This window comes from Flavobacterium piscisymbiosum (genome assembly GCF_020905295.1).
Classification (GTDB): Bacteria; Bacteroidota; Bacteroidia; order Flavobacteriales; family Flavobacteriaceae; genus Flavobacterium; species Flavobacterium piscisymbiosum.
The window spans coordinates 919,257-944,300 of sequence record NZ_JAJJMM010000001.1 but is presented as its reverse complement, the minus strand read 5'-3'; the positions used below and the strand labels follow the sequence as shown (position 1 = coordinate 944,300).

The window sequence follows — 25,044 nt, the reverse complement described above, 5'->3', positions numbered from 1 at the left end:
TGTTAATTTTTAACAGCCTTTTTTTGTGTCTATAGTTTTAGTATTTTTGGTAAAACTCAAAGACACAAATTGAAAAAGCAATGTAAAATAATATTAATTTTATTCTTCGTTCTATGGGCATGTACCAAGAAAACAGAATCAGATAAAAATATAATTTCCTCTGTAGACAGTCTTCCTACCTATCTTTCGTTAGCAAACGAAAATAATCTGCCTTTACAGATTAAACAAAATTACAGTCAAAAAGCTTTAGCTATTATCTTAAGTCAAAAAGATGATTCACTTAATAAAGTCAATCTTTTTAAAGTTGCCAATCGTTATTACAACATGAGCGATTGGAAATCATACCTTCAAACCACTAAATTAATTCTCGAAAGGTCACAAAAATCGCAGGACTCGGTGCACATGGCTAAAGCTTATATGTACTTAGGTGATTATTATGAATCACAGTCAATTTCGGATAGTGCCTTTATGAATTATTTTAAGGCAGAAAAGCTTTATCTTAAAATAAATGATCAATACAATTTAGCAAAAACATTTTTAAATAAAGCAAGCCTGCAATATAATGAAGGTGATTTTTTTGAAAGTGAAATAGGGGTTTTCAAAGCATTACGCAGTTTAAAAAAACAGCAAAAAGTAAACGATCTCTATTATGAAAGCTACAACCTGTTAGGAATATTGTATAATGAACGGGAAGAATATACAAAGGCATTAGAGTTTCAAAACAAAGCTTTAGGAATTTTAGACGATAAATCGATACTCGCATTTTATCAGTATAAAGCTGCTTCACTCAATAATATAGGCTTTATCTATATGAAAATGGGTGATTTTAAAAAAGCTAAGTTTTTTTTTGAAAAAGGATTGGCACAAGATAATCTTTTTGAAGACAGGGCAAGTTTATACGCAATTTTGCTCGATAACCTGGGGTATTCTAAATTCAAATTAAAAGAACAGGATCAATTACCTGATTTGTTTTATAAATCTTTAAAAATTAGAGATAGTCTTGATCTTACTTCAGGAGTTGTTTCGAGTAAAATTCATTTATCAGAATATTTTGCTTTCAAAAAAGATACTTTCAAGGCATTTCAGTTTTCAAGACAAGCATTAGCTTTGTCACGTACATCAAATAAATTCGTCAATACACTAGAAGCGCTTAAACAAATTGCCATAGTCGATCCTCAAAATGCATCATCCTATTCTAAAGAATATATTAAGCTAAATGATAAGATGGTAAGATCAGAGCGAAAAATGGGAGAAAAGTTTTCGCGTATTGAATATGAAACCAACGAAATAAAAGATCAAAACTCAAATCTGCAAGAGAAAAATAAAACGCTAATCTACGTTTTTAGTATCTGTACTTTAATCGGTTTGTTTTTTTATGTTTACAAAACGCAACAAGCCAAAAACAGAGAATTACTCTTTAAGCAACAGCAGCAAATTGCAAATGAGGACATTTATAATTTAATGATTTCGCAGCAAAATGATATCGAACTCACTCGTATTAAAGAAAAGAAAAAAGTAGCCCAGGATTTGCATGATGGTGTTTTGGGCAGAATGTTTGGTGTTAGGATAAGTCTGGATAGTTTAGATAAAGTAGATGAGGAAGAAGCAGCTCCAAAAAGGAAAAAATACTTAACTGAGCTTAAAAATATAGAGCAGGATATTCGTGAAATTTCGCACGATTTAAATAGAGAGAAATCCGAATTAATTAATAATTTTATCGCGATTTTAAACAAATTGTTTGAAGATCAACAAAACACGTACGATACAAAATTAATTACGACTTTCGATTCTAATATAAAGTGGGAATTGGTGAGTAATACAGTTAAAATTAATTTGTACAGAATTGTTCAGGAAGCACTTCAGAATTGTAATAAATATGCAAATGCAGATACGATTATAGTGGAGTTTAAAAGCGAAATAGATTATTTGGTTTTATCAATTTTAGATGATGGAGTTGGTTTTAATGCCAAAAGATCTAAAAATGGTATAGGTTTGCATAATATTCAATACAGAGCAGCAGAATGTAATGGAGCAATTGCCTTAAAATCTGCCAAAGGAGAAGGAACTCTTATTGTAATTAAAATACCCATAGATCAGAAAATTAACCTGAAAAACAGATGACAATCGACCCAAATGCCTCAGATTCTCAATTAATTAAAAAAAACATATTAATTGTCGATGATCACCCTTTTATTATCGAAGGATATAAAAACGCCATAACGCGTTACAATCCTCATCAATATGAATTTTTAATTTCGCAGGCACACGACTGTAAATCAGGATATGATTTAATCGAAGATGAAAAAACACCACATTTTGATGTAGCTTTTTTAGATATTAGCATGCCGGCTTACGAGGAAAAAGATATTTTTTCGGGCGAAGATTTAGCAAAGCTCATCCTGAAGAAAATGCCAAACTGCAAAGTTATTTTGTTAACGATGTATACCGAGTTACTCAAAATTAAAACCATAATCAGAACCATTCAGCCCAATGGTTTAATTATTAAAAACGATCTCACCTTTGATGAATTGCTTTTCGCATTTGATAAAGTGATGAAAAATGATAAATACTACAGTCAATCTGTTCAAAAAATACTAAACCAGTCACCTCATAATTCAATTGAAATTGATGAGTTCGACAAGCAAATTTTATTTCATTTATCAAAAGGAACTCCGGTATATGATATGCCGCAATATATTCCGATTTCTCAAAATGCAATCGAAAAACGTAAAGTAAGTCTTAAAGAATTACTTAAAGTAAAATCAGGTTCAGATGATGATTTGGTAAAAGAAGCCAAAAGTAAAGGGCTTCTGTAAATAAAATCCAATAAAAAAATCCAAATTCCAATAACGTGATTAGTATTGAAATTTGGATTTTTTTTATTTTGGATTTTTAATTTTTATTCTGTCAAAGCATCCCAACCTCTAGCTTTCAAAGGAATCTGAGTATTGGCGCGTGTAACCAAATTTATTCCTTCGCTTTCGTCTGCCATATGACCAATAATAGAGAAATTTGGATTTCCTTTTATTTTATCAAAGTCATTAATGTCAATCGTAAACAACAATTCATAATCTTCGCCGCCATTAATAGCAACCGTTGTACTATCAATATTAAACTCCTCACAAGTCGAAATAAATTGCGGATCCAGCGGAAGTTTATCTTCGTATAAATTACAACCCACTTTAGATTGTTTGCACAAATGAATAATCTCAGATGATAATCCGTCAGAAATATCGATCATCGATGTTGGCTTAATTTCAAGAGCGTGCAGTAAAGTACGAACATCTTTTCGTGCTTCAGGTTTTAACTGGCGCTCGATTAAATAGCTGTACATATCAAGATCAGGCTGACTATTTGGGTTGACTTGAAAAACCTGCTTTTCGCGTTCTAAAACCTGTAATCCCATATAAGCAGCGCCAATGTCACCGGTAACTACAAGTAAATCGGTTTTTTGGGCACCATTTCTATATATAATTTCATCTTCATTTGCTTCACCAATAGCTGTAATGCTAATGATTAATCCTTTTTGCGATGAGGTAGTGTCTCCGCCAATAACATCTACTTTATATTCTTTTGCAGCGTGTGTAATCCCTTCAAATAATTCTTCTAATGCTTCTAATGGAAAACGATTAGAAACGGCTACAGAAACCGTTATTTGTGTTGGTCTGGCATTCATGGCACAGATATCAGATATATTTACAACAACTGCTTTATATCCTAAGTGTTTTAAAGGCATATAAGCCAAATCAAAATGTACACCTTCGATCAGTAAATCAGTAGAAACCACTACTTTTTTGTCTTTAAAATCAAGAACAGCAGCATCATCGCCTATACTTTTTAAGGTAGATTCCTGAGTAACATCAAAATTTTTGGTTAAGTGTTCAATTAAGCCAAACTCGCCTAATTGCGCTATACTGGTACGTTGCGGATTTTTATCTTCGATCATTTTTTTTAAGTTCCAAAGTTTCTAAGGCGCAAAGGTACAAAGGTTTTATCGAATTTAACCGGAAGTTATTTCCAACCGCCTTATCTCTGTGTAAAGATGAACGGTAACGCATTTATGTCTCGTGAATTTTATTTTTTGCAAACAACATTTTTTTCGGATCTTTAAGAGATATAAAAAAGATAAAAAAATGAAAACATTCGATATAGTTACCTTAACCGTAAATCCTTCGGTAGACAAAAGCACCCATTTCTCAGGCCTGATTGCCGAGCAGAAAATACGATGCGGAACACCACAATTTGATGCAGGCGGTGGCGGAATAAATGTTTCTAAAGCTATTGCTCGCTTACGCGGAAATTCCTTAGCTATTTTTACATCAGGCGGACCAGTTGGCGAAATGCTGAAAGACTTAGTAAAACAGGAAAAAGTAGATTTTGAAGCTGTTGAAACCCAAACCGCAACCAGAGAAAATTTTATAGCCGTTGATGATAACACCAATTCGCAATATCGTTTTGGGTTTACAGGAGATGTTCTAACTGATTCAGAAGTTCAGAAAGTTTTGGAAACCATTTCAAATTTAAAACCTAAATTTCTGGTCGCAAGCGGAAGTTTAAACGAAGGTTTGTCAACCGATTTTTATCAGAAAATTGCTGAAATCGCCAAAGCATCAAGTTCAAAGTTAATTGTAGATACGTCAGGAGAAGCCCTAAAGAAAGTTCTGGAAACCGGAGCATATCTCATAAAACCAAACGTTGGTGAACTCGCAAAACTAGTAGGAGTAGAACGCCTCGAAATGGAAGAAGTAAATGAAGCCGCCAAAAAAATCATTGCCAAAGGCGGAGCCGAAATTGTTGTAGTTTCTTTAGGGCCGCAAGGAGCGGTTTTGGTTACAAAAGACGATTATGAATATGTTCCTGCACCTAATGTTGCCAAAAAAAGTACCGTTGGCGCCGGAGATAGTATGGTGGGAGGAATGGTTTGGGCATTGTCTCAAAATAAAAGTCTGAAAGAAGTAATTCGCTGGGGAGTTGCCTGCGGATCTGCTGCAACAATGAACGAAGGAACGCAATTATTCAAGTACGAAGATGCACATCGTTTGTTTGAATGGCTTAAAAATAAATAAAGATTCAATCGAGCATTTAAGAAAAACGAAATGTAGCCACAATATATATCGTAAAGACGCACAGCAGTGCGTCTAACACATCGTAACCATAAAGTAAACCCGACAGGTTTTTAAAACCTGTCGGGTTTCGCATGTAATGACATAAGGATTTTAATTGTAGAGACGCACTGCTATGCTTCTCTACGTTTGTCAGCAGAAAAAAAATAAATCTTTTTTTTCCTGCTGACAAACTGTTGTCACCGACCCTCAATACTTTTGAAGTATTAAAAATAATTAAACTTTAAAATTATGAAAACATTAGCTGCCCAAGTAATTACTCCCGAAGATTTATTGAAACACTGGCAAGGTCACCGCGCCCTTACACGTAATGTTATTGAGGCGTTTCCTGAAAAAGATTTCTTCGAATTTTCGATAGGAGGAATGAGAACTTTTGCTAAACTCACAGATGAACTTTTGGCTATTGCTGTTCCTGGACTTAAAGGAATCGTAAATAAAGAAGTAAAACCATTTAGCGAAGAAGCATCAGAAAAATTGATTTTTAAAGCGCAATATCTTGAAAAATGGGACGAAGCAACTGCAGAAATCAACAAGTATTGGGAGAAATTATCGATTGAAGATTTTAATGAAAACTTTAATCTTTTTGGTCAATACGAATTTCCGGTAATTCAGAACATTCTCTATTTTATTGATAACGAAGTACACCACCGCGGACAAGGTTATGTGTATCTAAGAGCTTTAAATATTGAACCTCCTTTTTTCTGGGAAAGATAGCATTTTTGAAGATTGACTGAATAAAAAAACTCCTAAACTGAATTTACTTTCATGTTTAGGAGTTTTTTTATGATAATCTCTCCAGATAATTTTCTACTAATTCCCGGATTCTGGTTTTGAGTTTTTCGGGTTCTATAATCGAAGCATAATCAGCATACATCAAAAACCAGCGTGGAAATCCTTCCTGGATATCGCGGGCCATAAACGTCATTTCGATTTGGTCACCAACATCTTTTTCAGAAACATAACCATGATATTTTTGTTCAAATCGAATATAATTGATGATTTTTTTCGAAACTAAAATCCGAACCTTAATCGTCGGAATTGTTTCATTTTTCTTTAAGTACGTTTCTAATGAATCATGTTCTATGGTAAAACTGCATTCGGTTTTTTGAATCCCCAAAATTCTATCGGTTCTAAATTGGCGATAATCTTGTCGTAAATGGCAATAACCCAGAAAATACCAATTGTTATGATCATGAAAAACGCCAACGGGTTCAATATTTCGATTACTAGCTTCTTCAGCGGTTTTGTATGAAAGAAGAATTTGCTTTTTTTCTGCAATACTTTCAAACAAAATGGCCAGCGTATTAGGCGAACTATCATGAAATAGAGGTTCCTGATTTTGCATCAAAATTTTAGATTCTATATTCGAAAGCCAATCTTTATCGGTACTTCTCAAAACCGATTTCAGTTTATACATCGCTGATGCATGATGAGATCCCAAAGAAGGGTCTGTAAATTTCTGCATCAATTTTTCGGCAGCGATAAAACTGCTCACTTCCTCGCGCGTAAACATAACAGGAGGCAATCTGTAACCATCCATTAAAGCATAACCCACTCCGGCCTCGCTATAAATAGGAACTCCGGAAGCTTCAAGAGTTCGTATATCACGATATATGGTTCTTAAACTCACTTCAAAACGATCGGCTAATTCCTGTGCTTTTACAATTTTTTTAGATTGTAACTGAATAAGAATAGCAATAATACGGTCAAATCGTTTTGGGGTTTCGTCCATTTTTTCTTTTAGTTGAAGATTCAAAGATACAAAGGTTCGAAGTTTTGAAATAAAAAAAGCTGTCCCAAATTGAGACAGCTTTTTTTTGAAGATTTAAGCGATATAAATCTAGAATCTGTATAAAAGACCAAATTGTGGTTGATCGAAAATGTTTTCAAATAAATTAATGTTTAAATTAAAAGTATCTGATGATGGTCCATTTTCAGGAGAAACACTGTTATACGCTAGTACATTAGCCAATGTAAAAGTTACCGCAATGTTTTTGGTCACAAAATAATTTAATCCAACAGTAATATCTGCTGTAATACTATTATCAGTGTCATCTTCAATTCCTTCAATTTTAGTTTTATTGCTTCCAAAACCTAAACCAGCTTCAGCGAAAGCTTTAAAACGTTTTTTGTCTAATTCTAAAAAGTAATATCTCGCAAAAGCACCAATTCCAAATACATTGGTTTTTGTTTCCGGAACAGTTTCTTCTTTTTCACTAGAATAATTTAGTTTTGCTCCAACGGCAAATTTGTCATTTAGTAAATACCCAAATTTTGGACTAAATCCATAATAATCGGTTTCTCCACCTGTACTAATTTTGATAGATCCCTCTAGAAACATATCGCCTTTTTCAAAAGTTACGCCTTTTGCAGAGTTCATTTCACTATCAACCTCTTGTTGTTGCGCGTTCGCAAATGAGAAAGTTAACATTGATAAAATAACAAAAAATTTAGTTTTCATAATAATTGCTTTTAAAAGTTGTAGGATTAAAATTATGTTTTTCGTTTTAAAACTTTTAGAATTGCAATCATTAGCATTAAAAATGAAGTTATTGAGTTAATAATCCTACTTTTTTATAAGTATTTACGTGTTTATTTTTGAGGTTTTATTATGATTTAATTAGTAATAAAGATTGGAGATCGGGCCATAATTGTATGAAAACCGACTTTTTTAAAGCAAAAAACCCGATAACTTTTTGCTATCGGGTTTTGGTTCAATTTGGTTAAAAGATTACTTTTTAATGAATTTGCTTGAGATAGGTTTTTCACCGTCATTCAATTCGATTATATAAATTCCGGAAGGCAGCATGCTGACATCTATAGCTTGTTCTGTTACATTCCCTGTTTTTATAGTTTGGCCACCAATATTGCTTATTTTGAAAAAAGCAGCTCTGTCATTATTTGCCTTTATAAATAAATGATCATGCGATGGATTTGGATAAATTACATAACGTTGCAATTTTGAATCATGCTCCTCTATTGAAAGGTTAGCTGTAGTTAACGAAATTGGATCGCTTGAAACTGAAATGTTTTTAGCATAATCTTTTGCTTTTATGGTATATGAGTAAACCGTTTCGGCACTTAAGCCAGTCAGCGTATAATTGGTTACGTTCGTAGTGCCAATTAAAATATTTCCTTGGTAAATATCATAACCCGTAACCGCTATATTGTCTGTTGATTCTTCCCATGATAAAATAGCTGAGGTTTTAGTAATATTTGATACACTTAAATTTTTTGGTGTGCTTGGAGCTTCAAATTCAATAATAGGATCTTTGATATCCAATATATAATCTTGAATTGCTCCATTGTAAAACTTTTCACAAGGAGATGGAATCCCATTTTCTTTTAAAGAAATTCTCATCTTTGTCCTTCCAGGAGTTGCGGTAACTGGGATTGTGAATTTTTTGATTGCTGTAAATGTTTCAGCAGTAATAATGGTACTGAAAATCAATTCTCCATCGTCATCAAAGTCTGAATCTCCATTCAAATCAATCCAGAAAGCTAATCCGCTGGGTTTAGAGCCGGAATAGTATTTAGAAACAGATATACTTATCGTATTTTCTTGTCCGGGAATTACGAATCCTCCTGTGCTTTTAAAATCACTATACACCCCAGATGAGGCAGAATTATTAATTTTACCTAGTGTAACATTAGTAATATTATCATTGTTTTGTGCGGTACTTCCCGGAATGCAGTATTTTGGTATAGACACTGTGGTAACAGAAAGTGGACTGCTGGATGTTTTGTTCAAACCTCTGTCTCTGGCAACTACAGTAAAAGAATAGGCTGTCCCTTCTTTTAATCCTGTCACATTATAATTAGTAATTTCCCCTGATACAGAATAAAGTAAATTTGCGCCATTATAAATATCGTAATAGGTAATATATTCGTCATCTGTAGCGGCGGTCCAGGACAAGTTTGTCGTAGTTGTTGTTGTGTCAGTTGCTATAAGCTGAGTTGGAGCTGATGGAGGAGTTGTATCTTTTAATGTCGTAACCGAAATAGCAGCTTTGGCCGATTTATTGCCGAATTCATCAGCAGCTTGAACACTAAAGTTATACATAACATTATTTGCAAGTTTAATTATGGCTGCTTTAGTATCTTTTACTGTTGCAATTAAATCAGCATCATTATAAATTAAATAGGATATACCGCCACCGTTATTAGTCGAAGGATCCCAGGAAATGGTAATGTTTGTAGCCGTTATTGTTGTTGCTCTTAGATTTGCAGGCGTTGTTGGGCTTGTTGTATCTTTAGGTGTTGTTACTGAAACCGGAACACTTGATTTTGATAGAAGTCCGTTTGAATTTTTAGCTTTTACAGTAAATAAATAAACGTAGCCTTGAAGCAATCCTGTAACATTAAAGTTAGCTGTTGTTGAAGTTCCAATTAAAATATTTTCCTTATAAATTTCATAACCTGTTATATCTGCATTGTTTACTGGTGCTGTCCAGGATAAGTTCGTCGTTGTCCAGGTCGTTCCGGATGCAGTTAAATTTGCTGGTGCTTCCGGTGCATTCTCATCTACTGCATTATTTATTATGTCAGCAGTATAATCTTCTGTTTCGCCATAATTATAAGTGTTGCTGTAATCTCCACAAGGCGATGGAACTCCTGCTGCGCCACCATCTCTAACAGTTATCCTAATTCTGGTTTTGGCTGTAATAGCATTAACAGGAATCGTAAAAGTTCCTCTTACGGGTGAGTTTGTTGTAACTTCTTGAGACCAAATCAATTCTTCCGAATCATAAAAATCCATATCGCCGTTATAGTCAATCCATGCAGCATATCTTAACCCAAATTGAGTTTTTCCGCTAATCCACTCTTTTGGTGTAACGGTAATAGAATAAGTTTCGCCTTTTTTTAATTCTGTCGCAATATTTGTAGCGTCAGTATAGCTAATAGCAGAAACATTTGATTTTTTGTCGATAGTTCCAATTTGAACTCTTGCTATATATTCATCAAATATTTGACTGTAGCCTTTAGATACACAATATGCAGGATTTGTTTTTAAAGTAACAACATTGCTTGATGCTGATGAATTTCCAGCTGCATCTTTGGCTTTTACATAAAATGTATAATTTGTATTTGGTGCTAACGTAGTTATTCTGAATTCTAAAACATTTAGAGTCGTTGATAAATTGCCATTTACATAAAGTTCATATCCAGTGACTTTTTTATTATCTGTTGAAGCAGTCCAGGATAGATTTACTGATGTATCGCTTATTTCAGATGCTGTCAAACTTGCGGGTGTGGTTGGCGGAATTGCATCAAGAGTTTCGCATATCAGTGGGATTGTTGCGTTCGAAATATTTCCGGCTGCATCTCTGGCTTTCACGGAGAATGAATAAAAATTATTTGCTTGTAACCCTGTTATTGTATAGTTTGTGTTAGCTGTATTTCCAATTAGTAAATTTTCTCCTTGATAGATGTCATAACCTGTAACACCTTCACTATCTGATGAAGCCGTCCAGGACAAATTTACTGATGTGGTTGTAGTGCCAGAAGAGGAGAGGTTGGTTGGAGCGGTAGGAGGAATAATATCCAGGGCTCTAACCGATACAATATTACTTTCTAAAGAACTGTTTAGTGCCGCATCAGTAGCTTTAATTGAAAAATTATAGGTAGTTGATTGTTTTAATCCTGTAGCGTTGAAAGTTCTTGTGGCTCCGTCTACTTTTGCCCATAATGTAAAAGTGTTATTGTATATCGAATAACCGGTAACGCCAACATTATCTGTTGAACCGGTCCATGATAAATTAACTGAAGTTGCGGTTATATCTGATGCTGTTAGATTTGTTGGTGTAGTAGGTTTAGTTCCATCTGGCGTAGTAACCAAGATCAAATTGCTTGATGAAGAAACGTTTCCAGCCGTATCTTTTGCTTTTACACTAAAGGTATAAGAAGTTAATTCTGTTAACCCTGTGATTTTAAAATATGGAGCAGATTGATCTGATGTGCCTATCAGAACAGTTCCATTATATATCTCATAATAAGCAACTCCAACATTATCTGTTGAGGAAGTCCATTGTATGGAACAGGTTGTGGCAAAGGTTTGATACGCTTTTGCATTAGTTGGAGCTGTAGGAGCTTCGGTGTCTGCGATTTGAAATGAAAATGAGTCTTTGTAATTAGCGTGTATAAATAACGGCATTAAGAACAGAATCACTAAAACTAATTTGAATTTTTTTTGGAGTAAAGTTCGTTTCATAGGCAGAGTCTTGAACAATTTCTGATTTAATAATATGTTTTTTTAGTATGTAATTTTTGTAGTAAATCTATTGTTTTTTATGCATTAAAAAAATAGTATTAATTTTTTTTTGTTTAAAGCAAATTTTAAAAATGAATTTTGAAAGCAACAAAAAACCCGACAACTTTCGTCATCGGGTTTAATCTATATTCTATTCTCTATATTCTTTATTCTAAAAAAAAATCTAATCGTTCAATTTCAAAACAGCCATAAAAGCTTCTTGAGGAATCTCAACGTTTCCTACTTGTCTCATACGTTTTTTACCTTTTTTCTGTTTCTCTAGTAATTTACGCTTACGCGAAATATCACCACCATAACATTTTGCGGTAACGTCTTTACGAAGCGCTTTAATAGTTTCACGCGCAATAATTTTAGCCCCAATTGCAGCCTGAATCGGAATATCGAATTGTTGTCTTGGGATTAACTCGCGTAATTTCTCGGTCATTTTTTTACCAATGTTATACGCATTGTCTTCGTGAATCAAAGCAGAAAGTGCATCAACCGTTTGAGCGTTCAAAAGAACATCCAGTTTTACTAATTTCGAAGTTCTCATTCCTATCGGAGAGTAATCAAAAGAAGCATAACCTTTAGAAACCGTTTTTAAACGATCGTAAAAATCGAATACAATTTCTGCCAGCGGCATATCAAAATTCAATTCAACACGTTCTGTAGTCAAATACGTTTGGTTGGTAATTACACCACGTTTTTCGATACATAAACTCATTACGTTTCCAACAAAGTCAGCTTTTGTAATGATTGTTGCTTTAATATACGGTTCTTCAACTCTGTCTAAACGAGAAGGTTCAGGCAAGTCAGAAGGGTTATTTACAACAAAAGGAACTTCTGGTTCTTTTTTGGTGTAAGCCAAATACGAAACGTTAGGTACAGTTGTAATTACCGTCATGTCGAACTCACGCTCTAAACGTTCCTGGATAATTTCCATGTGAAGCATTCCTAAGAATCCGCAACGGAAACCAAATCCTAAAGCAGCAGAACTTTCAGGTGTAAAAACCAGCGAAGCATCATTTAGTTGCAATTTCTCCATCGAAGAACGCAAATCTTCATAATCTTCGGTATCAACAGGATAAATTCCGGCAAATACCATTGGTTTTACATCCTCAAAACCTGTAATCATATTAGTAGTTGGCGTTTTAGCATCCGTTAGAGTATCTCCAACTTTTACATCTTTGGCTTCTTTAATTCCAGAAATCAAATAACCAACATCACCAGCAGATATAACATTTTTAGGAACCTGATTTAATTTTAAAGTTCCAATTTCATCGGCAAAATATTCATTTCCTGTGGCCATGAATTTAATTTTTTGCCCTTTTTTGATTTCTCCGTTTTTAACACGGAAAATAACTTCAATTCCACGGAAAGGATTGTAATGTGAATCGAAAATCAAAGCCTGTAATGGCTCATCAACATTTCCTGATGGAGGTGGGATTTTTTCGATAATGGCAGCTAAAATATTTTCAACACCAAAACCAGTTTTCCCTGAAGCATGAATAATATCTTCAAGTTTACATCCTAATAAATCAATGATATCATCACTAACTTCTTCAGGATTAGCACTTGGTAAATCTACTTTATTCAAAACCGGAATAATTTCAAGATCATTCTCTAAAGCCAGATATAAGTTAGAAATCGTTTGTGCCTGAATACTTTGTGCAGCATCAACAATCAAAAGCGCGCCTTCACAAGCTGCAATAGATCTTGAAACTTCGTATGAAAAGTCAACGTGACCAGGAGTGTCAATAAGATTTAAAATATATTCTTCTCCTTTATAGGTATATTCCATCTGAATGGCGTGACTCTTAATGGTGATTCCACGCTCACGTTCCAGATCCATGTTGTCAAGCAATTGAGCTTTCTCTTCACGAGCTGTAACGGTTTGTGTAGCGCCCAATAAGCGGTCTGCCAATGTACTTTTACCGTGGTCAATGTGTGCAATAATGCAAAAGTTACGTATCTTCTTCATTTTAATATTTCAATTCTCTTAGCGAGTTTTAAGTAATTTTCAGGGTATAAATTTGCGCTGTAGCAATTGCTGTTGAGCGTGTTATTAAGCCGCAAAGATAGCGCAAAGTTTTGGATTCTGGAATGTACTTGTCCGATTTTGAGTTTTGAAGCCGGAAAGCTGTTTTTTAAGAGATGAAATTATGCTAATTCGTTCATTATCAATTATAACTTTGTGCCAAAAAATGTAAGGATTATCTTTTTTATTGCCTTCATTACAAAACATCTTTGCTGAAAAAAATCCATAACTAAGTTTTGTTTGAATAATCTGTATTTTTTGTGCGAATAATTGTCGATTTATGAAAATATAACTATACTTGTGGTCATTGTGACTATAATAATAATTGTATTATAGTTAGATTTTTGATGTTGCTTTTATGAAAAATCTGTGCGCAGGATTTTATTGTAAAAAAGTACATTAAAAGAGAGTGTTTATTTTTTACTAATAATTAAATCAAACAAATTATGAAAAAACAAACCATGCAGCTTACTGAAAAATTTGGCAGGCTTAGTAAAGATGAAATGAAAAACATTACTGGTGGAGCATTAGGAACAATTTGTGGTCCCAGACCCGTACCAACTTCTATTTGTGCAAGCGGAATGGGAGTTGCAGCGAACTCCGGAACAGAAGATCCTACGAAATATCCTGGTATTGTGGGAGGTTATTGTAATGTGATATTTTTATGTATCTAGAATAATAGACAAATGTCTGAAGATTTCTTCAGGCATTTTTTTAAAACTCAAAATTGAATCCTTTTTCAGTAAGTTTTTTATAAGTATCAGCATCAAATTTGTATAATTTGGCGGCTCTGTGTGATACGGCTTTTTGTTTTTCATCTAATTCAACAAGTAATTTCATGTGCAAAATTTTTCTTCTGAAATTAGATTTGTCCAATTCGATTCCCAGAATTTCTTCGTACAAATGCATTAATTGCAATAAGGTAAATTTTTCGGGCAAAAGATTAAAACCAATTGGCGCCTGACGAACGCGATTGCGCAATTGCATTAAACTAAAATTTAGAATTTCGTTATGATCAAAAATTAAATCAGGTATCGCATTAATTTTATACCATTTGGCTTCAATTACAGATAAACTGGCTTTAATATTATAATCTTCGCGATTGACCAAAGTATAATAACCCAGAGTAACTACTCGTCTTTCAGGTACACGAGCCGGATTTGTAAAAGCTTTTAGTTGCTCTAAATAGATATTATCCAGACTCGTAAGTTCATACACAATGCGGTGTGCGGCATCATCAGCGCTTTCTTCCCTCTTCATGTATCCACCCAAAAGTCCCCATTTTCCTTTACTTTCTCCTTCAGCATGTTGCACTAAAAGTACTTCAAGATTTGCTTTGTTGAATCCAAATATAACGCAGTCAATTGTGATTCCGTCTATTCCGGGAGTAGTGGTTTTAGGATTAGTTTCAGAGGATGGAAAAGTCATTTATTATGATTGAGAATAATATTAAAATTCAAAATTGAATCCTTTTTCGGTGAGTTTGTTGTAAATCTCGGGATCAAATTTATACAATTTGGCCGCTCTATGCGAAACATCCTGCTGTTTTTCGTCTAATGCGACCAATAATTTCATGTGAAGAATTTTTCGGCGAAAATTAGACTTATCCATCTCAATTCCTAAAATCTCTTCGTACAAATGCATTAATTGCAGTAAAGTAAATTTTTCAGGCAAAAGATTAAATCCTAGCGGAGCCTGACGTACCCTGTTACGAAGATGTTTTAAACTATATTCTAAAATTTCGTTGTGATCATAAATCAAATCGGGAATGCTATTGATCTTATACCACTTGGCATCAGAAGCCGTAAAACCTGCTTTAATATTATAATCTTCTCGTTTTACCAAAGCATAATATCCTATAGTGATAACGCGTCGAAGCGGAAAACGATCCGGATCTCCAAACGCTTTTAACTGCTCTAAGTAAATGTTATCCAGACCCGTAAGTTCGTTCAGTAAACGATGTGCGGCATTGTCGGTACTTTCCTTTTTATAAATCCATCCTCCCGGAAGTCCCCATTTTCCTTTACTGATTCCTTCTCCGTGTTGTACTAAAAGCACTTCTAAACTCCCTTGATCAAATCCAAATATGACACAGTCAATCGTGATCGCATTCATTGCGGTTTGTTCGGCTTTTAAAGCTGAATCGTCGGCTACATTTTTGACCATATGCTACTTAAATTTTAAACAAATTAAATAAATAAAATGACTAGTTGCTTTTATAAATCCTTTATATTTTTTTTAACGAAATAATTTTCTGACAATCAATGGTTTGTAATTTGTTATAAAACACCATTCTAAAATTGTAATTCCTAAATGGCTGATTGTCAAATTGCTAATTCGTTATTTTTTTGATATTTTTTTATTCTATTTAAGCCAATATTTTATTGTATTCATAAAAATGAGGATCCAATTATCAGAATTGAAAAAATATAACCCTAATATTTTGTTAATATAGAAAAAATGTTTTACACTTGTAGTCAAATTAACCATAAGATAAGTTCAGTTTGACTATAAGTTTAAAAGGGACAAATCTATAACTAACTTAAAATACCACCAAATGTTTTTTTTAGGAATTGATTTAGGAAGCTCTTCGATAAAATTATCAGTTTTCGATCCCGAAAAAGGAGCGACCATTGGAGCCGTTAGCGTTCCTGATTTTGAAATGCCAATTATTGCCCAGGAATTTGGCTGGGCAGAACAAGATCCTGAATCGTGGTGGCAATTTGTAAAAGACGGAATCCAGCAATTAGGCGCAAAATCGAATATTGATTTAAAGAAAATTGCCGGAATAGGTATTGCCTATCAAATGCACGGTTTGGTTTTAACCGATGAAAATTTGAATCCCGTGCGTTCTTCGATTATTTGGTGCGACAGTCGTGCCGCGATTATTGGAGATGAAGTTTATGCTAAAATGGGTGCTGAGAATTCTCAAAAACAAATTTTAGGAAGTCCGGGAAACTTTACAGCATCAAAACTAAAATGGGTAAAAGACAATCAGCCTGAAGTTTTCGCTAAAGCGAAATATATGATGCTTCCGGGGGATTTTATTGCTGCCAAATTATCTAAAATAGCTCAAATTAGTACTTCGGGATTATCAGAAGCAGCTTTATGGAATTTTTCAGAAGGAAAACTGGCCACAGAAATCCTTTCGCAAATGGGATTATCATCGGATATCGTTCCTGAGATTGTCTCCAATTTTGGAATTCAGGCCACCATTCACCCGGGAATTGCTCAGGAATTAGGATTAAATCCCGATGCAAAGATTACCTACAGAGCAGGAGATCAGCCCAACAATGCATTGTCATTGAATGTTTTGAAACCTGGCGAAATTGCTACAACAGCCGGAACTTCGGCAGTAGTTTATGCCGTAAGCGATCAGGATGCTTACGACAAACAAAACAGAATCAATACTTTTTTACACGTCAACAATACAGAAACTGAAAAACGCAACGGAGTTATGTTGTGCATTAATGGTTCGGGAATTTTATACCAATGGTTACGCAAAATCATGTCGGTCGACAGAGCTGAATTAATTGCTTACGAAAAACTAAATACCGAAGCTGCAAAAGTAGCGGCAGGAAGCAACGGACTTCGTTTTTATCCTTTCGGAAATGGCGTTGAGCGTATTTTCAACAATAAAAATGCCACTTCGGGAATTCAGAATTTAAACTTCAATATTCATCAACCCTCACATTTGGTGCGCGCTGCCTGCGAAGGAATTGTGTTTGCCATGAATTACGGTTTTGATGTGATGAAAGAAGTTGGAGTTTCTGGAACGGTGGTTAGAGCTGGAAATTCGAACTTATTTTTAAGTCCGGTTTTTAGAGAAATCTTCACCAATACAACACAAACAACTTTAGAATTATACAATACATCCGGAGCCGAAGGTGCAGCAAGAGGCGCTGCTTACGGTTTAGGATTTTACAATTCGCTCGACGAAGCTTTCGCAGGATTGCAATGTTTAGAAAGAATTGAACCCAACAAAATCCTGACATCGCAATATCAGGATTACTATCAGGAATGGAAAAGTCAAATTAAAATAGAACAATAATAATGAGCACAACTAATCAATATTTTAAAAACATCGATACTATTAAGTTCGAAGGCAGAGAAAGTACTAACCCATTGGCATTTAAATGGTACGATGAAAATCGTGTAGTTGCGGGAAAAACGTTGAAAGAGCATTTACGTTTTTCAATGGCATACTGGCACACGCTATGTAACACCGGAGGAGATCCGTTTGGAGCTTCGACTGAAACTTTCTCATGGGATAAAAATGAAAATGTGATTTTAAGAGCCAAAGACAAAATGGATGCGGCTTTTGAATTCATGACAAAATTAGGTTTGCCTTACTATTGTTTTCATGATGTAGATGTGGTAGATGACGCACCAACATTGGCAGAATTTGAAACTCGTATTCAGACTATGGTTGAATATGCGAAACAAAAACAACAGGAATCAGGAATTAAATTGTTGTGGGGAACTTCAAACTTATTCAGCAATCCTCGCTATATGAATGGTGCAGCGACAAACCCAAACTTTGATGTTTTGGCGTATGCAGGTGCTCAAGCAAAAATCGCAATAGATGCAACAATTGAGCTGGGCGGAGAAAATTATGTTTTCTGGGGAGGACGTGAAGGATATATGAGTTTGTTGAACACAGATATGAAAAGAGAATTAGACCATTTAGGAAGATTCTTAAATACTTGTAAAGATTATGCTCGTAAAGAAGGCTTTAAAGGAAACTTCCTGATCGAACCAAAACCAATGGAACCAACCAAACATCAATACGATTATGATGCAGCTACTTCATTAGGTTTCATTAATAAATACGGACTTCAAAATGATTTCAAATTAAACCTTGAAGTAAACCACGCTACACTTGCAGGACATTCTTTTGAGCACGAATTGCAGGTTGCTGTAGATGCGGGAATGTTAGGAAGCATTGATGCCAACAGAGGAGATTACCAAAATGGTTGGGATACAGATCAGTTCCCTATTAATCTTCAGGAAGTGACTCAGGCAATGTTAGTTATCCTTGAGGGAGGCGGAATTCAGGGTGGAGGTGTAAACTTCGATGCAAAAGTGAGAAGAAATTCAATCGATTTAGAAGATAAATTCATTGCGCACATCGCAGGAATGGATGTTTTTGCAAGAGGATTAATCTGCGCAGATCACATACTACAAAATACAGATTACAGAAAATTACGCACACAGCGTTACAGTTCATTTGACGGCGGAAACGGAGCCAGGTTCGAAAACGGAGAATTATCTCTTGAAGATCTTAGCAAAATTGCCCGTGCAAGTGGAGAACCTCAACCACTAAGTGGAAGACAGGAATTATTCGAACAGATTATTTCGAATGCGTACTAAGACTAAAAATTACTAACTATAATTTAAACCAATTCTTAACTATTATGAAAAGCAAACATTGTATTAAAACAACACCGCTCTCGTTTTGTATGGCGCTGCTGCTTAGTGTATTTATGATGCAGTCCGGTTTTGCCCAGGAGCAATCGATAACCGGAAATGTAAAATCAGGAGATGATGGTATGAGTGTTCCCGGTGCTACTGTAGCTATCGAAGGCACGAAGACAGCAACATCTACAGATTTTGATGGAAATTTTAAATTAGACGCCAAAATCGGTAACGTAATCGTAATCAGTTTTATGGGATTTAAAACGCAACGTATTACCATTGGAACTCAAAAAACGATAACTGTTACTTTACAAACAGAAGCGGCAGATCTTAAAGAGGTTGTCGTTATTGGGTACGGTTCACAAAAGAAAACACTTGTTACTAATGCTGTTACTCAGGTGAGCGGAGAAAGTCTTGCCAAAACCAATACAACCAATGCGCTACAGGCACTTCAGGGGCAGGCAGCGGGTATCCAGATTACCTCTACTTCAGGACAACCGGGAGAAGGGTTAAATGTGGTAATTAGAGGTGTTGGTTCAACAGCAGGAAGCAGTCCGTTATATGTTGTAGACGGAATCCTTACTAATGATATCTCTTATTTAAGCAATTCAGATATTGAATCTATTTCTGTATTAAAGGATGCTGCATCTGCTGCAATCTATGGTTCTCAAGCTTCTAACGGAGTTGTTTTGGTAACAACCAAAAAAGGAAAAAGAGGTTCTGCAGGACAAGTTACTTTTGATCAGTATTATGGAGTACAATCAGTATCCAGAAAAGTTGATTTACTAGATGCAACAGAATATGCTACTATCTTAAATGAAGCAGCTGTAAATTCAGGAAAAAATCCATATTTCTCAAACAGCCAGATTGCTGCAATGGGAAAAGGAACAAACTGGGTAGATAAAATGTTGGTAGATAATGCAGCGACTAAAAACTTCTCATTTGGTGTTTCCGGTGGTTCAGATACTTCTGTTTATTCATCATCTTTATCTTATTTAGGACAAGAAGGAGTTGTAGGAGGTAAAGATTTATCGAACTATGAGCGTTATAATTTCAGATTCAATTCAGAACATAAATTATACAAAGATGTATTGACTTTTGGTCAGAACTTAAGTTTTGCTTACATCAATAAAAACGGAATTGGAGTTGGAAATCAGTACAATAATTCTTTAAGGAGTGCTTTTCAGGTATCACCATTATTACCAATGTACGATGCAAATGGTGACTATTACGATAGTACCAAAAACAGCGAGCCTTGGTTAGCGGGTCAGGCAAATCCTTATGCATTAATGGAGTACAACAATCAAAATGAAAACAATAACCAAAAATTATTGGGTAATGTTTATTTGCAAATTGAGCCAATAAAAAACTTAACATTCAAAACTACGTTAGGTCTTGATTATTATGCAGGCGAAGGACATTCTTACGTTCCTACATATCAATTGTCGATTTATGCAAACACTGCTTTTGATAAAGTAAATCAAAACATGAATAAGGGTAAAACACTTACCTGGGATAACTTATTGACGTATAAATTTAATGTGGCCGAAACACATCGTTTTGAAGCAATGGTGGGAACATCATCTATCAATTTTGACGGAACGACTATATCGGCAACAAATGCAGATTCGTTTTTTGATGATTTAGAACATGCCTGGTTAGACAATACAACTAATAAAGACGGAGCTAAAATATCATTTAATGGTATCAAGCAACAGACTAAAAGAATGTCTTATTTTGGTAGGTTAAACTATAATTTTAAAGAAACATATTTATTAAACGCCACTTTTAGAGTTGATGGATCTTCTATTTTTTCTAAAGAAAATGAGTGGGGATATTTCCCATCAGTTTCAGGAGGATGGATTGCATCAAACGAAGAATTTTTAAAAGATTCAAAAGTGATCAATTTTCTAAAATTAAGAGCATCTTGGGGACAAGTTGGAAATCAAAACGCAAGAGCTTTTCAATATTTATCACCAATAAAAGTAGATGATACTAATTACATTTTTGGAGATCAGGAAGGAAATCTTACTCCTGGAGCATACCCGAACAGATTATCAAATCTGAATTTAAAATGGGAAACTTCAGAGCAGATTGACCTTGGTCTGGACGCAAGATTTTTAGACAATGCATTAAGTCTTACAGTTGATTTTTATAAGAAAACCAACAAAGACTGGTTAATATTAGCGCCAAATTTTGCAACTACAGGTGCCGACGCGCCATTTATTAACGGAGGAAATGTTGTAAATAAAGGGGTTGAGATGAGTTTAAATTACCAAAATAATATTGGAGATTTTAAATATACTGTGAGTGCAAATGGTGCTTACAACAAAAATACAGTTGGGGCAATACCTACAGCAGACGGAATGATTCATGGATTACCTAATGAACTTTATGATAATTCAACTGAATTTTACAGAGCACAAAACGGATATCCGTTAGGCTATTTCTGGGGATATAAAACAGGAGGTGTTTTCCAGAATCAGGCACAAATTGACAATTATAAATCAGCAAACGGTGTAGTATTACAGCCTACTGCAGCTCCCGGAGATATTATTTATGTAAATACAAACGGAGACGATAAAATTGATTCTACCGATAAAACAAGTATAGGAAATCCTAATCCTGACTTTACTTACGGATTCTCTTTATCTGCAAGTTATAAGGCTTTCGACTTTTCGCTTATGGCAAATGGAGTAGCAGGAAACCAAATTGTACAATCGTACAGAAACCAATCTGGTGCTTACGGAAATTATACTTCTGCGATATTAGATCGTTGGCACGGAGAAGGTTCTTCTAATACGGTACCAAGAGTAACAGAAGACAATAAAAACTTTACACAATTTTCTGATCAATATATTCAGGATGGTGATTTCTTAAGAATTAACACTGTAACATTAGGATTTGATTTGGCAAAAATGAAACAATCAAAACCATTTTTTGCAAGTCAGTTCAGAGTTTACTTTTCAGTATTAAACCTTTACACTTTCACGAAATATAATGGTATGGATCCTGAAATTGGATTTGGATCTTCAAACGATGACCAGAAATTTTCATCAGGTGTAGATGTTGGATATTATCCAAGACCAAGAACATTCATGTTAGGATTAAATGTTAAACTTTAATAAATAAAAAGATGAAAAATACATATTTATATATTTTCTGTTTGAGTTTATTGTCTCTGGGTTCTTGTAGTTTAGAAACAGAGCCTTTGACTCCAATAGATACAAGTTTTTACAAAACCAAAGACGATGCTTATGTAGCATTAGTAGGTTGTTATGATGGATTGCAGGTAGCAACAGGCGGAGCAGGAGTGGGAGTTCCTGTGTTAAGTGAAGTAATGTCTGATAATTGTTTTGGAGGTACAGGAAATTCAGATCCTTACAATTATGCAGTTATGGATGAGTTTGATACTTCAAGATCTCCTTCAGATGTTGACATACTTAATACCAACTGGATCGCTTATTACAAAGGAATTTATCGTTGTAATATGTTATTGTCCAAAATGGATCAGATTGAATGGGAAGGCGATACTGCTTTAAGAAATACATACGAATCTGAGACTAAATTTATCAGGGCTTATCTTTATTTTGAAATGACCCGTATATGGGGAAGTGTGCCTTTGTTGACAGTACCAACTTCTGAAAATGTTCCGCAGGCAACTCCTGAAGAAATTTATAAAGTAATAGCAGAAGATTTGGTTTTTGCATCAAACAATTTACCTACAGAAGCTTATAATGCGAAACCAAACGGACGCATTACAAAATGGGCAGCAAAATCTTTACTAGGACGCGTTTATTTATACTACACAGGATATTACGGAAAATCTGATTTAGTTGGTGTAGTAAGTAAAGCACAGGCATTAGGACATTTAGAAGATGTTATCGCTTCTAGTGGTCATGGTTTAGTAGCTGATTTTTCTACGCTGTGGCCAGCTGCTTCAGTAGATAAATATGCAGGTGAAGGCAATAGAGAATTTGTCTTTTCAATAAAATACACTTATACAAGTGATTATGACGGAAATACAGATAGTAACCAATGGATGGTAATGTTTGGGATGAGAGAATTCTCATCTTATCCATACGGCCGTGGTTGGGGAGTTACTGTAAACTCAAAATTATGGAATGCTTACACTACAACAGATACAAGACGTACTGCAAGTATCATTGGAGTTGATGAAGAAAAAATACCATTTGATAAAAAAAATAGCCAAAGAGAATACACTGGATATTACAACAAAAAATATTCTCCAATGGTAAATAAAGACGGAGTAGATCTTCCAATTGCTATGGGAAGCCGTTTTTGGGATATAAGCCAATTTCAGGATTATGTGGTGTTAAGATACGCAGATGTTTTATTGATGGCTGCAGAACTAGGAAGTGGAAATGCGCAGAATTATTTTGATGAGGTTAGAAGAAGAGCTTACAAAGAGAATTTTGTTGCATTACCAGTAAATGCTGATAATATTTTGAACGAGAGACGTTTGGAGTTTGCTCTTGAAGGAGTAAGATACTATGATTTATTACGTCAGGGTATCGGAAAAGCTTCTTCTGCAATTGCAGAATCTACAACATTATTAAATGGTGGAGTTCCTACAACAAAAACAATTTCGGTAGGTAAAATTCAGGAAACAAAAGGACTGATGCAAATTCCGAATACTCAGATTACATTATCTGGAGGACTTTTGAAACAAAATGCTGGTTGGTAATTTTAACTAAAAAATCAAAGAAATGAAAAATATTAAATTATTAATTACATCATTTTTGGTGTTAGCACTAATGCTGGTTTCGTCTTGTTCTCCAGATTCATATGCTCTGGACAGCGCAATGGACAAATCGGATATACATTTTGAAATTACCCAGGATTTAGTAGTAGATCCGGGTGGAAACACTGTAATACTAAAAAATACAACTCCCGGAGTGGTATTAAACTGGGATTATGTTACAGGAAAATCAAGTAAGGCAGAACAAAAAGTACAATATGCTTTTAAGGGTACTTATACCATCAAAATTTCTGCAACAACTGGTGGTGGTCTTGTCGAGCTTGATCCGGTAACTATTACGGTAAGTCAGGATAATTTAAATTATGTTAATGATCCACTTTGGACTGCATTATCTGGTGGAGTTAACCATAAAAAATCGTGGGTACTTGACAATGGTAAATATGGTTTAGCTCAGGGAGCAATGTCGTATGCAGATCCAGGTACAGTAGTAGAATGGAATAAATTTAGTCCAAACTGGGAACCTACAGGAAATGCAAATTCAAGTACAGATGCAGATATGCACTGGGGAAGATACATGACATTTAGCCTTGATGGTGGACCATTTATGACTACTCATGAAGCTGACGGAACTACTATAGAAAGCGGAGCTTATTTCTTAGATGTTAATGCACATACTTTAACAACTACAGGAGCAACTATCCTAAGACCGGATAATTATATTGCAAATGCAAGTAACTGGAATACTGATATTAAAGTGTTAACGCTTACAGACAATCAGCTAAGAATTGCAATTAAGAGAACCAATAGCGAAGGACCATGGTGGTACATCTGGAATTTTGTTTCTAAAGAACATGCAGAAACCTACGTTCCTCCAGTTACAGTACCAGTTTTTGACGAAGGTTACAATCCAACTTTTGCTCCTGGCGAATTGTTGACAATGCTTACCGGTGGCGCTGGTGCAGGAAGAGTATGGAAATTAGATGCAGCAGGAAACCCTGTTGACTGGGTAGGAAAAGGTATAGGCTGGACAGTTGATGCCAGCAGCTCTTCTGATTGGGGATGGAACCCTGGTTGGGCTACAGTAGCAGGTAATTCATGGATTCGTTTTGATCAATGGGGAGGTAAATTAAACTATACCCGCAGTCAAAATGGTGTAGTAACTACAGGTTTATTTACCATAAATGCAGCAACTAACGAAATTAATTTAGGAACAGAAACATTGATTCAAAATGCAGATAGCTGGATGAGTCCAACTGTAAATGTTATCAAAGTAGTAAAAGCATACAATAAAGATTATCTTCAAAAAGGAATTTGGTTAGGGACATCTTACGATACGACTAAAGATGAGTGGTTCGTTTTCCATTACATCATCCCTTAAATAATGGCGGTTTTTATAACTAAAAACCAAATTGTTTAAAAGTATAAAACAACCGGTAGGGGATTTACAAAGTCGCCTATCGGTATGTTTATATTTGTTTTTAAATATTAAAAA

The 25,044-nt window shown here is 34.8% G+C and carries 17 protein-coding genes; 10 read left to right on the top strand and 7 right to left on the bottom strand.

Annotated elements, in window-relative coordinates; translation table 11 throughout:
* The first annotated feature begins 69 nt into the window (after positions 1–69).
* Both LNP81_RS04365 and LNP81_RS04360 read left to right on the top strand, forming a co-directional pair.
* Positions 70–2,121 carry a tetratricopeptide repeat-containing sensor histidine kinase gene (locus tag LNP81_RS04365; RefSeq protein WP_230033716.1) on the top strand — a complete coding sequence of 684 codons (2,052 nt, stop codon included), beginning with the start codon at positions 70–72 and terminating at the stop codon, positions 2,119–2,121.
* Positions 2,118–2,816: a response regulator gene (locus tag LNP81_RS04360; RefSeq protein ID WP_230033715.1), complete on the top strand. Its 699-nt coding sequence runs from the start codon at positions 2,118–2,120 to the stop codon at positions 2,814–2,816. The genes LNP81_RS04365 and LNP81_RS04360 overlap by 4 nt, the downstream gene beginning before the upstream one ends.
* An 83-nt stretch (positions 2,817–2,899) precedes the next feature.
* Here the strand turns inward: LNP81_RS04360 and thiL are convergent, their stop codons facing one another.
* A complete protein-coding gene (gene thiL, locus LNP81_RS04355; RefSeq protein ID WP_230033714.1) occupies positions 2,900–3,946 on the bottom strand; it encodes a thiamine-phosphate kinase in 1,047 nt (348 codons plus the stop codon).
* Positions 3,947–4,133: 187 nt separating this feature from the next.
* Between thiL and LNP81_RS04350 the strand changes: the two genes are divergently transcribed.
* Together LNP81_RS04350 and LNP81_RS04345 are read left to right on the top strand one after the other, a co-directional pair.
* On the top strand, positions 4,134–5,066 hold the full coding sequence (locus LNP81_RS04350; protein ID WP_230033713.1) for a 1-phosphofructokinase family hexose kinase: 933 nt from the start codon (positions 4,134–4,136) through the stop codon (positions 5,064–5,066).
* Positions 5,067–5,354: 288 nt separating this feature from the next.
* Positions 5,355–5,837 (top strand): DinB family protein, encoded by a 483-nt coding sequence (locus tag LNP81_RS04345; protein ID WP_230033712.1) that lies wholly within the window; start codon positions 5,355–5,357, stop codon positions 5,835–5,837.
* A 67-nt stretch (positions 5,838–5,904) separates the two neighbouring features.
* On the opposite strand, the gene LNP81_RS04340 is transcribed toward LNP81_RS04345, so the two are convergent.
* The 4 genes from LNP81_RS04340 to lepA form a co-directional block, all read right to left on the bottom strand.
* Entirely contained in the window at positions 5,905–6,855 is a 951-nt protein-coding gene (locus tag LNP81_RS04340; protein ID WP_230033711.1) for a helix-turn-helix transcriptional regulator, read from the bottom strand.
* A 108-nt stretch (positions 6,856–6,963) separates the two neighbouring features.
* Positions 6,964–7,584 carry an outer membrane beta-barrel protein gene (locus tag LNP81_RS04335; protein ID WP_230033709.1) on the bottom strand — a complete coding sequence of 207 codons (621 nt, stop codon included), beginning with the start codon at positions 7,582–7,584 and terminating at the stop codon, positions 6,964–6,966.
* A gap of 270 nt (positions 7,585–7,854) precedes the next feature.
* Positions 7,855–11,334: a fibronectin type III domain-containing protein gene (locus LNP81_RS04330; RefSeq protein WP_230033707.1), complete on the bottom strand. Its 3,480-nt coding sequence runs from the start codon at positions 11,332–11,334 to the stop codon at positions 7,855–7,857.
* A gap of 223 nt (positions 11,335–11,557) precedes the next feature.
* Positions 11,558–13,354: a translation elongation factor 4 gene (gene lepA, locus LNP81_RS04325; protein WP_230033705.1), complete on the bottom strand. Its 1,797-nt coding sequence runs from the start codon at positions 13,352–13,354 to the stop codon at positions 11,558–11,560.
* 503 nt (positions 13,355–13,857) lie between these two features.
* Between lepA and LNP81_RS04320 the strand changes: the two genes are divergently transcribed.
* Positions 13,858–14,085: a hypothetical protein gene (locus LNP81_RS04320; protein WP_230033702.1), complete on the top strand. Its 228-nt coding sequence runs from the start codon at positions 13,858–13,860 to the stop codon at positions 14,083–14,085.
* Positions 14,086–14,125: 40 nt separating this feature from the next.
* On the opposite strand, the gene LNP81_RS04315 is transcribed toward LNP81_RS04320, so the two are convergent.
* Both LNP81_RS04315 and LNP81_RS04310 read right to left on the bottom strand, forming a co-directional pair.
* Entirely contained in the window at positions 14,126–14,839 is a 714-nt protein-coding gene (locus tag LNP81_RS04315) for an NUDIX hydrolase (protein WP_230033701.1), read from the bottom strand.
* Between the two features lie 21 nt (positions 14,840–14,860).
* Positions 14,861–15,577: an NUDIX hydrolase gene (locus tag LNP81_RS04310; protein ID WP_230033700.1), complete on the bottom strand. Its 717-nt coding sequence runs from the start codon at positions 15,575–15,577 to the stop codon at positions 14,861–14,863.
* Between the two features lie 391 nt (positions 15,578–15,968).
* Between LNP81_RS04310 and LNP81_RS04305 the strand changes: the two genes are divergently transcribed.
* The 5 genes from LNP81_RS04305 to LNP81_RS04285 are packed head-to-tail and all read left to right on the top strand — an operon-like array spanning position 15,969 to position 24,930.
* On the top strand, positions 15,969–17,462 hold the full coding sequence (locus LNP81_RS04305; RefSeq protein ID WP_230033699.1) for a xylulokinase: 1,494 nt from the start codon (positions 15,969–15,971) through the stop codon (positions 17,460–17,462).
* A gap of 2 nt (positions 17,463–17,464) precedes the next feature.
* On the top strand, positions 17,465–18,784 hold the full coding sequence (gene xylA, locus LNP81_RS04300) for a xylose isomerase (RefSeq protein ID WP_230033698.1): 1,320 nt from the start codon (positions 17,465–17,467) through the stop codon (positions 18,782–18,784).
* Between the two features lie 44 nt (positions 18,785–18,828).
* Complete coding sequence (locus LNP81_RS04295) at positions 18,829–21,954, top strand: SusC/RagA family TonB-linked outer membrane protein (RefSeq protein WP_230033697.1); 3,126 nt, start codon at positions 18,829–18,831, stop codon at positions 21,952–21,954.
* Between the two features lie 11 nt (positions 21,955–21,965).
* On the top strand, positions 21,966–23,537 hold the full coding sequence (locus LNP81_RS04290; RefSeq protein WP_230033696.1) for a RagB/SusD family nutrient uptake outer membrane protein: 1,572 nt from the start codon (positions 21,966–21,968) through the stop codon (positions 23,535–23,537).
* A gap of 22 nt (positions 23,538–23,559) precedes the next feature.
* Positions 23,560–24,930, top strand: coding sequence for a hypothetical protein (locus LNP81_RS04285; protein WP_230033694.1), 1,371 nt, complete (start codon positions 23,560–23,562; stop codon positions 24,928–24,930).
* Positions 24,931–25,044 lie beyond the last annotated feature (114 nt).

Excerpts from the sequence above, each read along its gene's own strand:
- LNP81_RS04360 (WP_230033715.1), top strand. The coding sequence starts at position 2,118 with ATGACAATCGACCCAAATGCCTCAGATTCTCAATTAATTAAAAAAAAC.
- thiL (WP_230033714.1), bottom strand. The coding sequence starts at position 3,946 with ATGATCGAAGATAAAAATCCGCAACGTACCAGTATAGCGCAATTAGGC.
- LNP81_RS04350 (WP_230033713.1), top strand. The coding sequence starts at position 4,134 with ATGAAAACATTCGATATAGTTACCTTAACCGTAAATCCTTCGGTAGAC.
- LNP81_RS04345 (WP_230033712.1), top strand. The coding sequence starts at position 5,355 with ATGAAAACATTAGCTGCCCAAGTAATTACTCCCGAAGATTTATTGAAA.
- LNP81_RS04340 (WP_230033711.1), bottom strand. The coding sequence starts at position 6,855 with ATGGACGAAACCCCAAAACGATTTGACCGTATTATTGCTATTCTTATT.
- LNP81_RS04335 (WP_230033709.1), bottom strand. The coding sequence starts at position 7,584 with ATGAAAACTAAATTTTTTGTTATTTTATCAATGTTAACTTTCTCATTT.
- LNP81_RS04330 (WP_230033707.1), bottom strand. The coding sequence starts at position 11,334 with ATGAAACGAACTTTACTCCAAAAAAAATTCAAATTAGTTTTAGTGATT.
- lepA (WP_230033705.1), bottom strand. The coding sequence starts at position 13,354 with ATGAAGAAGATACGTAACTTTTGCATTATTGCACACATTGACCACGGT.
- LNP81_RS04320 (WP_230033702.1), top strand. The coding sequence starts at position 13,858 with ATGAAAAAACAAACCATGCAGCTTACTGAAAAATTTGGCAGGCTTAGT.
- LNP81_RS04315 (WP_230033701.1), bottom strand. The coding sequence starts at position 14,839 with ATGACTTTTCCATCCTCTGAAACTAATCCTAAAACCACTACTCCCGGA.
- LNP81_RS04310 (WP_230033700.1), bottom strand. The coding sequence starts at position 15,577 with ATGGTCAAAAATGTAGCCGACGATTCAGCTTTAAAAGCCGAACAAACC.
- LNP81_RS04305 (WP_230033699.1), top strand. The coding sequence starts at position 15,969 with ATGTTTTTTTTAGGAATTGATTTAGGAAGCTCTTCGATAAAATTATCA.
- xylA (WP_230033698.1), top strand. The coding sequence starts at position 17,465 with ATGAGCACAACTAATCAATATTTTAAAAACATCGATACTATTAAGTTC.
- LNP81_RS04295 (WP_230033697.1), top strand. The coding sequence starts at position 18,829 with ATGAAAAGCAAACATTGTATTAAAACAACACCGCTCTCGTTTTGTATG.
- LNP81_RS04290 (WP_230033696.1), top strand. The coding sequence starts at position 21,966 with ATGAAAAATACATATTTATATATTTTCTGTTTGAGTTTATTGTCTCTG.
- LNP81_RS04285 (WP_230033694.1), top strand. The coding sequence starts at position 23,560 with ATGAAAAATATTAAATTATTAATTACATCATTTTTGGTGTTAGCACTA.